This window comes from Shewanella sp. MF05956, from assembly GCF_059758055.1.
On sequence record NZ_JCAYNV010000006.1, the window covers coordinates 1 to 15,619 of the forward strand.

Sequence of the window (15,619 nt, forward strand, 5' to 3'; positions counted from 1 at the left end):
CCTACAAAGGTAAACGGGTCATCCAAGGCGGACGAGCACAAGTACGAACTGTACTCTATATGGCAATGATGTCGGCTATGCAGTGTAACCCTGTGTTTAAAGCCACTTACCAGCGACTGCTTGGGCAGGGCAAGCCCAAAAAAGTCGCCATCATTGCATGTGTCAGAAAGATGGTAATTATCTTAAATTCGATGCTAAGAGATGGCGTCATGTGGGATGAGAATACAGGTAAAAATAAGTTATTGACGCCATAGTCGTTAGTTAGGCTTCGACGTCTTCAACTATTTTTTCTGACCCAGAAACTAAATTCGCTTTCAAATTACAATGCTTACCTTTATGGACTAGATCCACAAAATTTCTTAAGTCATTAAGTTGAGGATCTCCTAGCGGGATGCTGGTTAACAGCTTAGTTATAAATTTAGGGCCATGGGATCCAATTTGTGGGCAGAAATTTTCTATTTCTCCTACAGGTACCAAATAAATACCAATATCTTCCAATAAATCCTTTAGCAATTGATAGTCAGTTTGTGCTTCACCATGGGGGATGCCTCTAAAACCAAACTTTTTAACCACACTCCAAGGTTTACCTTGCTTCATAGCTTCAATAACATCCCCTTTTGGCAGCTCATCATCGCCTGTATTATTTATTATTTCTATAACACTTTGTTTCATTTCAGATTTTGTTTTCGGCTTATTTCCCCCTCTAACTGCTGCGTCAACACGTTTCCACAATGGCTCTATTTTAGTCCAACAACCACCAAAAGCATCAACCGTTGTTTTAACCAAGCTAGACTCAGATAAAAAATCAATATCAAATACCGCTTTCACAGGAACACCAACTTCTCGAAGTGTCTTTGCTATTTTTGGCACCCCATGCTTTCCACCTGTTGGAATATATGCGGTGTCTAGCCATTGATCATTGGAATTCAACTCCAAATGGTCACCTATTGAATTAATTAATCGACAATCACTATCATCCTCACAAATAATCGTTTGCTCATGAAAAATACCTTCAAGCGCATTTGAGTAACGTAATTCAGGCTTGTCCCATAAACTTTTAATCGTCTCGCTTGATGCTTCAGAAACGACATTTTTATCACCGTCTCTTTGAACACGAAGAATTCTAACATTCCCACGTGTTCCCTCAAGGAAACCACGAAGAATATCACTGCTATGGGTAGCAACAACCAACTGCCCCCGTACTTCTGAAGAAAGGGTTTCTCCAAGTCTGCGCATCTGCGGTGGATGTAGAAACGCTTCAGGTTCATCAATAAGAGTTATATCTAGATCTGTTACGATAGCTTCAAACAGAATACCAGCATAACTTTTCATTCCATCCCCTTGTTTATCTAAGAGAGGATTACTTCGAACTGATTGAACATAAGTATCACCAACTCTATCGACTACACCATCAACCATAGGGTTATCACCTACATGAATAGGAAGACTCCTTCCCCCTCTATAATCAAACATAATATCTTTGCCAAACGCACGTTTAAAAAGCAGACTAATTTTATTCATCAATGCTTCATCATCATAAAGAATGTGCTGTGGTTTAGTTTTTTGATCGCCAGGTGAAATGCTGTTTTGTTGATTGCAGATAGTCAACCTGTCATTGGCTGCAATATTTTTTATGTATCCATCCGCTATTCCATGCATTAGATACTTTTGAGCCCAGAATTGAATATGAGATTCATGAACTTGCCAATTGTTAAAACGGTACTCTGAGTTTACAAATTCCGCATTATCTTCCAAAAACTGTCTAAGCTGCTCTAAATCACCATTCTTCTTGATTTCAAGATCAGTAACTACAACTGTTCGTTCTCCCTCACCTTTCTGAGCAATAGCCATAATTTCACGTAAAGTTTGAGATTTCCCACTATTATTTGGTCCTACAATAATAATTTTTTCGTTTGGGTTTAATTGGAAACTGTTTCCACCTGAGAAACTAATCTTTGAAATTGTTGCTGTGGGTTTTTGGGACAATGCACTATTTCCTTATAATTAATATTGATACTTGACTAGCCGTGTACGCTTAGAACCCTAACGAGCCTGTAGAATTACTCGTTTTAAAATTTATTTTGATTGATTAACAAACAATATCTGAGTTCCTATTTTGACTCAATCATTTAGTTGTTTATAGATAAGCTAAAACTAAGCCATATATGGCCATATTTGCTGTTATGAACAAGAATGCGCTTTACCTCTTTGCTTTGGTAACGGTGAAGCGCCACGACGTTAATGGCCGCAGGCCATGCATCAATATGAAGATGGCCGAAGGTCATAACCCCGAAACGTTATGACCTTACGTTGCTTACAAATAACGCGCAAATTGCTGGCCACTTTTTAGCGGTTTAGTGGGTGCAACCACCGCTGGAGTGCCGACATATAAAAAGCCCACAATTTGATCGTCTGCGGCTAATCCTAAAGCGGCATTCACATCAGCATTAAAAGCAAAATCACCACTGCGCCATACTGCGCCAATACCTAGAGCGAATGCGGCTTGTTGCATGGCCATGGTGGCGCAGCCTGCTGCGATATGTTGCTCTAAAACTGGCACTTTGTCATGCTGTTGCGTTTTGGCAACAACGGTTATCACCATAGGTGCACGATATGGCATATTGCCGGCCTTGGTTATCATGGCTTCGTCGGCACCTTGTGCTTTGGCTGCGGCAACAAATACATCAGCCAATTTTGCTAAACCATCGTCAACGGCAATAATAAATTCCCACGGTGTTAGTGCGCCGTGATCGGGTACTCTAGCTGCAGCGTCGAGTAAAAAAGTCAGTTGTTCTGCCGTTGGTGCTGGGGCGACTAGACGAGGTGTTGACTGGCGAGTCAATAACAGTTGTGTTGCGTCCAAGGTTCAATCCTTTCAAGTAAAATCATGCGAATGATATTAACAAAAATCCCACCAATTTGGTGGGATTAATTAAACGGGTTTCATCGACTGAGTGAACAACACTACTTTAATAAGCGACGGCTAATAAAATAGTCGACACTGGTGTAACGTCCACCGCCAATAACCAATAACGCTAACAACATGAATAAGTAAGTAATGGCGAATTCGATACCATTATTTAAAATCACAAAATTGCCAGAGCTGGTCAGCCATTCGTAATTACCATGCTGTTGTAAAATAGATTTAGCCGCAGCCAGTTTTTCTGCTGATGCCATCACGTTTTCATTGGCAAGCCATGAACTGGCATCGGCAATAGCTAACCATCCATTAGGTAAATGCACTGCAAATGCTGCCACTAGCATGGTGATCATCATAGGCAATGCGACTAATCGAGTGGCTAACCCCACCAGCAATAATGCTCCGCCAATTAGCTCGGTACCTGCCGCTAATGCTGTCATGACTTCTGGCATGGGTAAGCCTAAACCCCAATCTGGGTTTCCAAACCAGGCTGCGGTGTCGTCAAAATGAGACAGTTTATTGTAGCCTGCTTGCATTAATACGGGAGCAAGATATAGCCTTAAGGCCAAAGCGGCTAAGCCTTCTGAATGCTTAACCACGTGTAAAAATTGTTGATATAACCCGATTAACGCCTGCATAAATAATTCGTCCTAAATGTGTAGTGAATCAAAAGACCTGCTTTAGCGGCAAAATCTTTCAATTCACGCTGAGGTATCTCAGTGAGGTTCAGTTATTTATCTAAGTGCAATTCGGTTAAATCGTCAACTAACTCGGTTAATTTACCATTAAAGTGTTTGCGCTGTTTGTCGCTAAAGCTTTGGTTTAAAGCAATTATCATCACCCCAAACTTATGTGTATTCTCAGTGACATTATTTTGATAAACAGATGACTTTAGCTCATCAGGTGCGGTGAGTAAGCGTGTCATTTGTGCGGTAAAATAGTCAGCCTCATTACGGCGCAATAAAGCTTGCTCAAATTGTCGTAGCCATTCGTGACGGTATTCTAACCACATATCTAAGGTGGCTAAACGCTCTGTATTGGCTTGATGAATAATCTGCTTTTGCGCTTCACTGACACTACCGGTCCATTCTTTTAATTGTTTTTCGATACGTTTGTCTGAGTCTGTTATCAGTTCACTTTGCTCTTTACCGGCGTATTCTTCAATTAACTCTTTTTGCTCTTTTTTAAGCTGAGTTAATACCTGTTGAACTTGTTTGTCATCAAAGCTTACTACTATGGGGAGTAAGTCTGGCATGACGACATTAAAAATTCGATACCAGTGCGCTTTGGCCATAGTGACTTGTTGCTGCCATAACTCTGGTGTTAATGAATATTCATTGGCTTGAGTTGATAATAAGGTTAGCTGATCGCGGTATCGAGGTAATTCGTCTTGTCGATGCCATACTAAAAACTGTTCAACGAGTTGATCAAATTTATTTTGCTGATCACGATTTAAATCAACATATTCTTCAACTTCCCACTCGATGGCCCAATCAAGAAAGAAATAGCTCACCTTGGTTGAACAGCCTACAAATAAAACCGTACAGCACAATAATAACAGCAGTTTTTTGCTCACAATTGGTCCCTCAAAATTAGGTGAATCTATACTATACCCAAACAACCTGAAGATACGTTGATTAATGGATTAGGGCTAAGTATTGATTGTAAAACTTAATGTATTTAGCCATCGCTAATGTATCTTGTTTAGATTCATTAGCCGCCATAAGCAGTGACCACATTGCCGAAAATAACCAAAAACAGTTTATCGCAGCAGGCATTGCCGCTTTAGCGGCGGCTACATCGGTCAAACTCGACGTTTGGCAATATTGCACAATAACCTTGTGGGTTAATTGCGCCACTTGGTCTTCTGTTAAGTTATGGGTTGCTACAGTGCTGGCTAAATCAAACAATGGATGGCTGGCAACAGCATACTCATAATCAATACAAATTATTTTACTTTGCGGCAATGCGCTATTTATGTGGGTGGGACTTAACAGCAAATTGTGTGGGGTTAAGTCGCGATGACAAAAAATAGGCAATAAAACACAAGATTCTAACTGTGATAACCAATGCCTGATACGCATGTTCATGCGTTGTAATGTTTGCCATGCGTGATGCCACTGCTCGTTAGTTTGCTGCTGACTCAGCGTATCTAATTGCAGAGCATATTGCTGCCATTGTGCACTCACACTTATGCTTTTAGACGGTACGGGTAATTGGCTCAGCGATGCAAATAATTGCGCCAACAAAGCAACCGCATCCACATTCGGATGAGCGATTGCCGACAATGGCCGAGTAGATGAATGGCCAAACATGGATGAGAACTGGCTCCAATCGCCTTGCGGTTGAGCGACAAAATCACTTAAATAAAATTGTTTGTCGTCACTTACCCACTCGAGTTTCGGCGCGATATTCGCCGCGATAGCAGAGCGCCAACATTCAACCTCAAGCGCCCTATTACACCAATGACTGTGGCGTTGATTGACGCGCAACACCTTGTCACCCAAGGGGCAAGACAACAAATAATTTTGGTTACTTAAGCCAGTATTTAATAAGGTAACGGCAGTGCATTGCGTTAATAATGAGTGATATGTTGCAGCGGGTATTGCCTGCTGCAACATATTAATGAACTCACTGGGTAAGGTGAGTAAAGGTGATGACATAAATTTTACCGCAATAACAATCTGATAATGCTGTGATTATACACTAATTGCTTGTTGAGAAAGCTTATCTTGTTTAACAATGGAGTGTTGATATTTTTTACGCCACATCATGTAACCGCCAACGGCCATTGCAACATATAGAATAAACAAACCTGAGGTCAACATCAGTCCTTTTTGGAAGTAAAGGTAGATAGAAACCAAATCAATCACCACCCAGTACAGCCAGTTCTCGAGCACTTTTTTAGCCACTAAGTACGTGGTAACAACCGCAAAACAGGTGGTGGCTGCATCGATATAGGGAAATGCTGCACTGGTGTAATTCGCCATACCGTATCCCACCACTATCGACACCAAAGCAGTAACAGCGATAACAATACTGTGAGTCGTCAACGACCAACTGCTAATGCTCAGTTGTGTATTCACTTCATGGTGTTGAGATTCCTGCACAGGCGGCACATGCAACCACAGCCAATAACCATAAACAGCCATGCCCATGTAATAAATATTGAGCACCGACTCCATTAATAGCGACACATTCCAAAACAATACAGTGTAAATGGCGGTGCTCAGAAACGCCGCCGACCAACACCAAATGTTAGTCCGCATTGCCAGAATAAGGTAAGCCAGCGCAAACATGACGGCAATGGCTTCCCAAAATGTCATGACCGACGCTTCGCTAAAAGCTTGTTGAATGGCTAACATCACGTCATTCATGGCTGTTATTCGCTATGACTTAGGTTAAGTTCGCCACCAATAAACTTGCACACAAATACGGCTTTGCCCCACTTCTCGTGAGCAGCTTGCATTTCAATGGCCAGCATTGACATGACATCAGCGTACTCACCGCACACTTGTGTTGCCATGGCATTGGTGACACGTTCAATATTGTTGTAGCTATCAACACGGCCAATAAACCACTTGATTGGATCAAGGTAGTTTTCGTTGAATGGATACATACTAATTTCAGCGGTTAATTTCATTGTTCATTTCCTAAACGGTATGCGGCACCGGGTGATGCCGCGGTTGAACTTACATAAATTTATAGTCAAACGTCACACCCACTTGGCGAGGATCGCCATAACGAATGTATTGTTTGTCGGCCCAATCTAAGTCGGGTTCGTTACCAAAATAGAAGCCGCGCACACCGTATTCTTTATCAAATAAATTACGGCCCCATAAGTAAGCCGACCATGTTGCTGTTTCGTAACCTAGGCGGGCATTATAAATGGTGTATGCATCTGATGTTGACTCGTTGCTATCTGAGTAATAAAAATCACTTTTGCCACTGGCATTGATATTAGCAAACCAACCCGAGTCGGCGACATACGTCATACCGGCACTGTAGGTAAAATTAGGAGAATGGGCGAGCTCACGACCCGACAAATCAATAATCGAGCCGTATTTGTCACTGTATTCATACTGGCCGTATTCGGTTTCTAACCAACCAACGCTGCCGTAAAACTCAATATTCTCAGTGACGTACCATTTAGCATCGACTTCAGCGCCGTAGTTTTGTGAGCTACCGGCATTTTCAGTAAATAATACAAATCGTTGTGGATTATCTGGGTCTTGTAAAGAGGCTGACACTTGTTGATCTTCACGATCCATGAAGAATATTGCCAATGTCGAGTCAACCTTGCCGTCTAACCAAGTCGATTTCATGCCGATTTCGTAGTTATATAAAATCTCGGTATCAAACTCTTTTTTGTTGGCTAACTCTGTTGGCAACGTCATATTAAAGCCACCCGCTTTATAGCCTCGCGCAATGCGTGCATAGGCATTATGATTGCTATTAATGGCTTTTGATAAGGCGATATGACCGCCCCACATGTTTTCTGACGGTTCAAAATTATCATTATTACTGTCGCGGTATTCACTGTCTCTTTGCTCAAAACGCAAACCGGTAGACAACAAATAATCATTGCCTAAATGACTGTCTAATTGAGCAAACACAGCATAATTTGTGGCTTCGTAGCTCGACTGTAACACTTCATCTGGCCAGGTGTTGTACTCTGAATATAAGTCATTATCTTCATTGAGGTTCATGGCATATACACCCACTAACCAATCAGTAGAACCTGCAAAAATCCGCCCTGCATCTTTTGATGATAAACGAAACTCCTGGGTAAGCGTTTGGCGGTCGCCTTCTTTATCCCAGGTATAATCGTACTCACATGGCTCGCTGCCTGTGACGTTGTAGTCATCATCATACAAAGTACATTGCTTGCTGGCCCAGTAGTCAGGGTTTGCCCAGTCACCATCATATGCGTGGTGGTGGTCGGTTTGCGCTATCGAGGTGAGTGAGGTGAAGTCAAATGCTGTGGCACCGGTATAAATAAACTTAAGCCCAGCACCTGTTGTTTCTTGCGCATCAATACCCGGTTGATCGGTTAAGGTATTAGTGGTGTTGTTGTCTAGTGTCCAGGCATCATAACCGTTATCGAAATTGGCATGTAATAAGGTCAAATCAATTTGTAAATCGTCTGTGGCATACCAGCGTAATTTAGCGCGGGCACTGAGCTCGTCACGTTGATTGCTGTCGTCACTATTTAGGTACAGATTATTTCGGTAACCATTTTGAGTATGTTGTTCAACCGATACCCGATACAACAATTTACCTGAGTCATTTAATGGCCCAGAACTAAAGCCAGAAAACGTGCGTAAATCATCATCGCCAACGCTGACTTTTGCGCCATGCTCAAATGAATCGGTAGGATCATTACTTTTTAGATAAATTAATCCCGCTAAGGCATTGGCACCGTATTGTGTCCCTTGCGGTCCACGCAGCACTTCAACCTGTTGCATGTCATACATGCTCGACACCATGCCAAGTCCTGATAAATCAATATCATCGACCACAAAGCCAACTGATGAGTTTGGCGCGCCCTGGTATTGCTCTTGCTCGCCGACACCGCGGATTTGGAAGTATTTAGGACGAGAGCTACCACCAGACCAGTTAAAGTTAGCAATGGAATTCAGCACATCTTCAAAATGCTGCGCACCTTCGTCTTTAAGTTGCTGAGCATCGATAACGGTCACGCTCGATGGCATTTTATCAAGGCTGATATTACTAAAATCAGCATTAACAACAATGACTTCCATTTTTTCATATTCGGGAGTTACGCGCTCAACATCAGCCGTTTTGGCTAAAACAATCGGCGAGCTTAGTGCTGCGATAACCGCTAAGGCAATTGGGGTGTGGGTTAACCCGGTAGATTTTTTCGTGAACATAGGACCTCAAATAGTGATTTTGAGATCCGGCAAGAGTAGCGAATAAGAGGTGCACTTAAAGATAGTGTGGCCCATTCCTACGCCGGTATAAGCCGGATCAGGTTCTAAGGGTTCGTCTTAACGACATCTCAGTTCAGTATTGCTGAACACCCCTTGGCGGCCACGAGTATAAACTATCTAAAATCTGATTACACGATCCGTCATACAATTTGATAACACAAAAAGCACTTTGCCAATGTCGACATTATGCTAGTGCCTTTGTCGTATCAAACAAGCGGTAAACAGCGTGTACAAAATACGAATTTAAAGCGTTAATCAGAGTAGGTTTCGCGCACGTATATCTCAAAATGACTGACTTGAGTATTAGGTGCGACTGCACTGACTTGCAGTTGTTGCATGCCATGTAATTTTACCGACTTCCAACTTGTTGCTTCATTTTCAATGGTATAACCGTTGGCATCAAACCAGGTAAATTTGTATTGCACGCGTTGGTCATAACTCGATTTACTCTGAATTAACGCCGAGGCTTTAACTAAGTCGCCCACCATAATTGACGCAATATCAGTAACATTGACATCACTGGCAAAAGAGCTGCTATCAACGCGAACTTGCCCATTAGAGTCAAGGGCAATACCCGCGGTGTTGTGAGCACAAGCGCCAAGTAACAACGTTGATGTGAGTACGATAATCGATGCGAGTTTCATAATCTTTTCCTTAAATGTTACTGGCGGTTTGGGTTATTAATCTAATAAAAAATGCGCTCTGGCTGTGGCGATCAATTGTTTACGGTTAGTTTGCCAACAATTGATACTCACATTGGCCACGCGGCGCCCTTGACGGGTAATTTTACATTCTGCAAAGGTGTCTTGATGTAAACCTGCGCGTAAATAGTCAATTGAAAAGTCGACAATTTTAGGCACCTTTTTGGCCTGCATAAACACCATTAATTGCACAATGGCCGACATTTCCATAAAGCCTGCAATCACCCCTCCGTGAATAGCCGGTAGAATGGGATTGCCGATATTGTCATCTTTTGCGGGTAATCTAAATACCATTTCGTCGCCAAAACGGGCTACAGACATACCAATAAATTGTGAGTACGGCACTTTTTCAAGCAAATAACTGTAGTCATTTAACTCAATGGCACGCTTTACCACATCTTGAACATCCAACTCACTTGATGCCACCTGGGTTGTTTGCTCAGTCATGCTGACTCTCCGGCAAGTTTCCCATTAACGCCTGACGAAACTCTTCGCCAACCATTTCTGGGCTAATACGCATAAATGAACCAACTGCATGGGCAATCGGTTCATCAATACTTTCTTGATAGGCAATCGCGCGAGTAAAGGCCACACTTGACGATAAACGGTAACACTCTGCAAAGGCATAAACCGGTTTATGCGGCTCAGCAGGCTTCATGTAATCGACCCGTAAATCTAATGTTGGTGACAACTCAAGCGATTGATATTTTTTTAAAATGGCGCACACCACTGCGGTGCCGCAAGCGGTGTCGATGAGGGTGGTAATTACCCCACCATGGATCACACCCGTGTCTGGATAACCAATAATGTCTTGGCTATATGGCAACTCAATTAATACGTGATGCTCACTGGCTTCTTTAACACTTAACCCTAAGCGACGACACTGAGCCAGTTGGTTAACAAAACGAGTGGCCACTTCAGTTAATGGGAAAAAATCACTGTTAATTTTCATTAGTCGCGGCTCAGCATTGGACCTAATGGCTTACCGCCTAAAAGATGCATATGAATATGGTATACCTCTTGGCCACCATGTTTATTACAATTCATAATCAAACGATAGCCATCTTCTGCAATGCCTGCTTCATCGGCTAATTTAGCCGCTACGGTCATCATTCGGCCTAAGGCTTTTTCATCTGATGCTTTGACATCATTGGCCGTGGCAATTAAATGGTTAGGAATAATAAGTATGTGAGTGGGCGCTTGCGGAGCGATATCACGAAATGCAGTGACGAGTTCATCTTGATATAAAATATCGGCTGGAATTTCACGACGAATAATTTTACTGAATATGGTTTCTTCGGCCATTTTAGGATCCTTAATGAATGACAGCATTTTGCTAATGATGATAGTAACAAGTCTTTGATCTCTGACTCCAGAAAAAACTCAATAAATCAGTTATCTTTTACAGAAAATGGGATTCGTTTGCTTAACCGAGTCATTTTTGGCAGCATTGTCGATTATAGCTCAATCCTTTTGATTGCAATGCTTCTACTATTTGGAATTCTTTATGCATTATCATATCCGTGCGATCGATCCTAAAGCGCACTTATTTGAAGTCACTCTCACCGTCAGCCAAGCCTCACCGTCACAAGTTTTTTACTTACCGGCCTGGTTACCTGGCAGTTACATGATCCGTGATTTTGCTAAAAACATTATCGAAATTGACGCCACAGAAAATCAACAAGCATTAACCGTCACCCAGTTAGATAAGCAAACCTGGCAGGTAAATAACCAGGATAGCGACATCATATTATGCTATCAAATTTACGCCTGGGATTTATCGGTACGTACCGCCCACCTTGATACAAACCACGGTTTCTTTAATGGCAGTAGCGTGTTTTTAGCCGCCAAAGAGCTTGAGTCACACCCGCACCAGGTTACCATAGCCAAGCCCGCATTAGCCGAATTAAGCCACTGGACTTTGGCCACCAGCATGAACAGAACCGCTGGCGAACAATTTGGTTTTGGTGATTTTAACGCACCAAACTACGATGACTTAATCGATCATCCCGTTGAAATGGGCGAGCTGAGCATCGAAACCTTTTATGCTGCTGGAGTGCCACACGATATCGTATTAAGTGGTAAACACCGCGCCAATATGGCTCGCCTGGCTAAGGATTTAACCGCCATTTGCGAATATCAAATTAACTTATTTGGCACGCCTGCACCGTTTGAACGTTATGTGTTTATGACCACAGTATTAGATAACGGCTTTGGCGGACTCGAACATAAAGCCTCAACCGCCTTAATGTGTTCGCGCAATGACCTACCTTTGTCACTCGATGCGCCGGTTGATAAAGGCTATCGGACCTATTTGTCACTTTGCAGCCACGAATACTTCCATTCATGGAACGTAAAACGCATTAAACCTGCCGAATTTACCCCATTTGATTTATCGCAAGAGTCGTACACAGAGCAATTATGGGCATACGAAGGGATTACGTCATATTACGATGATTTAATTACTTTTAAGTCTAAGTGCATTGATGAAAAAGGCTATTTAACCTTACTTAGCCAAATCATGACGCGAGTGTATCGCGGCGAAGGACGCTTTAAGCAAACCCTTAAGCAATCAAGCTTCAACGCATGGACCAAGTTTTACAAGCAAGATGAAAATGCTGCTAACGCCATTGTGAGTTATTACACCAAAGGCGCACTATTTGCGTTGTATTTAGACCTAACCATCCGCATAGAAACCCAGGGCAAGCACAGCCTTGATGATGTGATGCGCACGTTATGGCAACAATATGGATTGCCGCAAATCGGCACCAATAACATGAGCCATCAACAGATTGTTGAAAAACTGCTTAACCGCTCGTGTGATGATATTTTTGCTTATTTAGACAACACCCAAGACATACCGCTAAGCAGCTTACTTGAACAGGTCGGCGTTAGCATGACAGTGCGTGCAAGTGAGGGTGTCACCGATCTCGGTGGCGGGGATGCCAAAGGTTATAAAATCGCCTTTGGGGCTAAAACCAAGCCAGAATCACTTGGCCTAAAAGTATTAACCGTTAGCCAAAACAGCCCTGCACATCAAGCGGGACTCAGCGCCGGAGATTTGCTGATTGCCGCTGATAATTTACAGGTTAACGCCCAATTTGAGCAGCAACTGCAAAGCTATAGCGTAGGACAACAACTCAATTTACATTGGTTTAGACGCGATGAATTAATGCAAGGCCAACTGCCAGTGCGAGAAGCTGTTGCTGACACGATTTCATTAACCATTAGCGATGCCAGTAAAACCGCACTTTGGTTTAACTAGCAGTGGATTAACTGACAATGGTTTAAGTGATAGAGGTTAAACTCTCCACAAAAAGCAGACACAAAAATGGGTATCAACTGATACCCATTTCTATTTACAAAAGCTGTTGAGCTAAGGATTATACCCTCACCTCATGCATGTGAGTTTGCGCCCAGGCAATGGCTTGGCCTCTGCAGGAAACACCGATCTTTCTAAATGCACGATATAAGTGAGTTTTAATCGTTGATTCACTAACAAATAATTGATTCGCAATATCTAAATTGGTACTGCCTGACAATAAGGCGTGCAGCACTTCACGTTCGCGGATAGTCAACTGATCGCCTTCCACTTCGTTATCATCATTCATCATCGAATGTAATAACTCCTGCGGCATGACACTTCGCCCTTTCATTATGTCGCTCAATCCCAAACTGATTTCCGTTAAGCTGGTGTCAGCGTAAAAAACACCTAGAGTCGTCGAAGGGTGAATAAGAAAACGCGTATCAAGTTGTTTAGGGAAGTTAATAAACACGGTATGGATAGAGCTATATTCTCGCTCAATAAGACGTTGTAATTGATAAGCTTGTTGGATATCGATGGTTGATAAGTCAAAATAGACCACTGAAATAACTTCTTCAGCCAATTTATTGGCCATATTACCGGGCTGGGCGGGAGTTAATTTAACTAAAAATTCTTGCGGCCAACGGCAATCAAGTAAGTCAATGAGCAACTGAGATCGTGACACTAACATCCAATTTACGACTTTAAACATCTCAAACACTCCATGTGAACTGACTAAACGACTTCATTGCCAAGTAATATTCCAACATGTGAATATTACCAATCATCCTCATTGTTGAAAATAAGCCAAAAGAGCCATCACCATAAAAAAATAACACTTTAGTATTAATGCTAACTAATTATCTATACGTAAGGTTATTTTAGTTAACTGAATTCATTAATGCCCGATTTTTATACTCAGAAACCATATTAGGCCTAAACCAATAAGCTGGTGATTAAAGCCAGAAAAAGTACGATGGAGGTGGCCTGCCAAAATCTGACTGGATTACGGTTGATGAGAGGCACAAAATGATGTGGGCGTTGACGAGCACTGGCGGTGGTTAATTGATGAATAAGCTCGCAGGTGTCGGCCTGGCGCAAATTAGGCTCAATGCTTAAGGCTTTTTTTAGGGCCTGGTCTATCCAGATGGGCACCATGGGATTGAGTTGGTGCACATTGACATATTCTAATCGCGAGAAAGCTTGCCTGGTATTGCATTTGCTGAGCTTGCCTTTAAAAGGGTGTTCACCTGCCAACATTTCATAAGCAATCACAGCAAGGGAAAACAAATCAGCTCGTCCATCAGCCTGATAACCCAATATCACCTCTGGAGCGGTATAATCTACAGTCCCCAAAATATGATCGCGTGTCAGTGGAGTGCTAATTTCAGCAACGCCTTTGATATAACAAGAGCCAAAATCGATAATTTTCACCACGCCATCACGGGTAATAAAAATATTATCCGGCTTTAAATCTTGATGTAGCGTTTCTCGGCGATGAAATGCCCTTACGCCTAATTCGATTTGTTTTAGCAGCGCTAGCACATCTTCTACTGGGGCTGTTTTATGCTGAACGAGCCATTGCGCTAAGCTCACTCCTGGGAGAAATTCGGTTAAGTAATACAATGTCGATTTAGGTTGATGTTGCTCTACCACCTTCACGACATGAGTACTGTTTATACGCTGACCAATCCAGCTTTCTAACATAAAACGTTCAATATAAGCCGCATCATCAATGTAATTAACTGAAGGTGTTTTCATGCAAAAAGCATGTTGCTGGTCATTCTCAACCCGATACACCTGGCTACGTTGAGATTGATGAATAATGTGAGTGACTCGATAACCATCAAGCTTCATCCCGACACTCAGCGGAGGCGGAAATGGACGCTGCGATAAATGATGGTAAACATCATCAATGGCTTGTTTCGGCAATTGCTGAACACACAATAATTGCGCACTCAAATTATCTTTACTGCCAAGTTCAAATGCTTTTGTTATCAATTTACGGCAAAACTGCTCACATAAGTCATCGCTTAATTGCGGATGTAATTGATGAAAACTGCTTATCCTTTGCAGTAATTCAAACTCTGTAAATTGATCGTGTATACCGTCTGTGGTTAATAAATACAGATCGTCTTGCTCAACCGTTAATGCTTTATAATCAACATCTAATTTGACATCCATGCCTAATGCGCGAGTTAAATATTGATGCGATGCGTTTATTTTTGTGCTGTGGTCATGGCTTAATTGGCTTAATTCGCCACGGCGAAAACGATAAATGCGTGAATCACCCACATGTAGCATGTGCACAGTGCACGACTTAAACACCAATGCGCTGAAGGTACATACAAATCCACGCCGTGCATCGCGATAATCTTGCCCTAACCCATACAGCCAACGGTTTAATGCGGTTAAGACTTTGGCGCTTGAGGTTTGCACGCTCCAGCTCTCTGGTGTGGAGTAATAATCGGCTAAAAAATTACTCACGCTAATCGCTGATGCTTGTGCGCCTCCCTCTGCGGTACTGACACCATCACTTATCACGCTGACGATACCTTTAGTCATAAGAGATACACCACTCGGGATGCGTATGCCTATCGCATCTTCGTTTTGCGATTTATGACCTTTTTCAGAGGCTTGCCCCACTACCAATTGCAAACTGGTTGCAAAAGGCAGCGTGTCATCTATCACAGGGCTGGCATGTGTATCTAACTTAGGAGGCATAGGTTTCCTGCTGTAA

General features: G+C 42.4%; 16 protein-coding genes and 1 riboswitch. Of the genes, 2 read left to right on the forward strand and 14 right to left on the reverse strand.

Features of this window, described 5'->3' with window-relative positions:
- On the forward strand, positions 1–254 hold a 254-nt coding region (locus tag AC19MX_RS07955), incomplete at its 5' end, for a transposase (RefSeq protein ID WP_498297525.1).
- A 7-nt stretch (positions 255–261) separates the two neighbouring features.
- Here AC19MX_RS07955 and AC19MX_RS07960 read toward each other — a convergent pair.
- The 12 genes from AC19MX_RS07960 to hinT form a co-directional block, all read right to left on the reverse strand.
- Positions 262–1,986 (reverse strand): ATP-dependent nuclease, encoded by a 1,725-nt coding sequence (locus tag AC19MX_RS07960; RefSeq protein ID WP_498297527.1) that lies wholly within the window; start codon positions 1,984–1,986, stop codon positions 262–264.
- 328 nt (positions 1,987–2,314) lie between these two features.
- Positions 2,315–2,863 carry an NAD(P)H nitroreductase gene (locus AC19MX_RS07965; protein ID WP_498297529.1) on the reverse strand — a complete coding sequence of 183 codons (549 nt, stop codon included), beginning with the start codon at positions 2,861–2,863 and terminating at the stop codon, positions 2,315–2,317.
- A 101-nt stretch (positions 2,864–2,964) separates the two neighbouring features.
- Entirely contained in the window at positions 2,965–3,558 is a 594-nt protein-coding gene (locus AC19MX_RS07970) for an HvfX family Cu-binding RiPP maturation protein (protein ID WP_498297531.1), read from the reverse strand.
- 92 nt (positions 3,559–3,650) lie between these two features.
- Positions 3,651–4,496 (reverse strand): DUF6279 family lipoprotein, encoded by an 846-nt coding sequence (locus tag AC19MX_RS07975; protein ID WP_498297533.1) that lies wholly within the window; start codon positions 4,494–4,496, stop codon positions 3,651–3,653.
- 61 nt (positions 4,497–4,557) lie between these two features.
- Positions 4,558–5,583, reverse strand: a complete 1,026-nt coding sequence (locus AC19MX_RS07980) for a phosphotransferase family protein (RefSeq protein WP_498297535.1) — start codon at positions 5,581–5,583, stop codon at positions 4,558–4,560.
- 36 nt (positions 5,584–5,619) lie between these two features.
- Positions 5,620–6,297 (reverse strand): nicotinamide riboside transporter PnuC, encoded by a 678-nt coding sequence (gene pnuC, locus AC19MX_RS07985; RefSeq protein ID WP_498297537.1) that lies wholly within the window; start codon positions 6,295–6,297, stop codon positions 5,620–5,622.
- 5 nt (positions 6,298–6,302) lie between these two features.
- Positions 6,303–6,563, reverse strand: coding sequence for a hypothetical protein (locus AC19MX_RS07990; protein WP_432399678.1), 261 nt, complete (start codon positions 6,561–6,563; stop codon positions 6,303–6,305).
- Positions 6,564–6,612: 49 nt separating this feature from the next.
- Positions 6,613–8,814: a TonB-dependent receptor gene (locus AC19MX_RS07995; protein ID WP_498297539.1), complete on the reverse strand. Its 2,202-nt coding sequence runs from the start codon at positions 8,812–8,814 to the stop codon at positions 6,613–6,615.
- Between the two features lie 57 nt (positions 8,815–8,871).
- Positions 8,872–8,978: riboswitch (TPP riboswitch) on the reverse strand.
- 147 nt (positions 8,979–9,125) lie between these two features.
- Positions 9,126–9,518: a YcfL family putative periplasmic lipoprotein gene (locus tag AC19MX_RS08000; protein ID WP_498297541.1), complete on the reverse strand. Its 393-nt coding sequence runs from the start codon at positions 9,516–9,518 to the stop codon at positions 9,126–9,128.
- Between the two features lie 36 nt (positions 9,519–9,554).
- A complete protein-coding gene (locus tag AC19MX_RS08005) occupies positions 9,555–10,022 on the reverse strand; it encodes a PaaI family thioesterase (RefSeq protein ID WP_160056244.1) in 468 nt (155 codons plus the stop codon).
- Positions 10,015–10,527, reverse strand: coding sequence for a PaaI family thioesterase (locus AC19MX_RS08010; protein ID WP_160056246.1), 513 nt, complete (start codon positions 10,525–10,527; stop codon positions 10,015–10,017). The genes AC19MX_RS08005 and AC19MX_RS08010 overlap by 8 nt, the downstream gene beginning before the upstream one ends.
- Positions 10,527–10,880 (reverse strand): purine nucleoside phosphoramidase, encoded by a 354-nt coding sequence (gene hinT, locus AC19MX_RS08015; protein WP_160056248.1) that lies wholly within the window; start codon positions 10,878–10,880, stop codon positions 10,527–10,529. The genes AC19MX_RS08010 and hinT overlap by 1 nt, the downstream gene beginning before the upstream one ends.
- A gap of 202 nt (positions 10,881–11,082) precedes the next feature.
- On the opposite strand from hinT, the gene AC19MX_RS08020 reads away from it, so the two are divergent.
- Positions 11,083–12,840, forward strand: coding sequence for a M61 family metallopeptidase (locus tag AC19MX_RS08020; protein ID WP_498297543.1), 1,758 nt, complete (start codon positions 11,083–11,085; stop codon positions 12,838–12,840).
- Positions 12,841–12,958: 118 nt separating this feature from the next.
- Here AC19MX_RS08020 and AC19MX_RS08025 read toward each other — a convergent pair whose 3' ends face one another.
- On the reverse strand, positions 12,959–13,591 hold the full coding sequence (locus tag AC19MX_RS08025; protein WP_498297544.1) for a LuxR C-terminal-related transcriptional regulator: 633 nt from the start codon (positions 13,589–13,591) through the stop codon (positions 12,959–12,961).
- Positions 13,592–13,815: 224 nt separating this feature from the next.
- Positions 13,816–15,603 carry a bifunctional protein-serine/threonine kinase/phosphatase gene (locus tag AC19MX_RS08030; RefSeq protein WP_498297546.1) on the reverse strand — a complete coding sequence of 596 codons (1,788 nt, stop codon included), beginning with the start codon at positions 15,601–15,603 and terminating at the stop codon, positions 13,816–13,818.
- Positions 15,604–15,619: the final 16 nt, after the last annotated feature.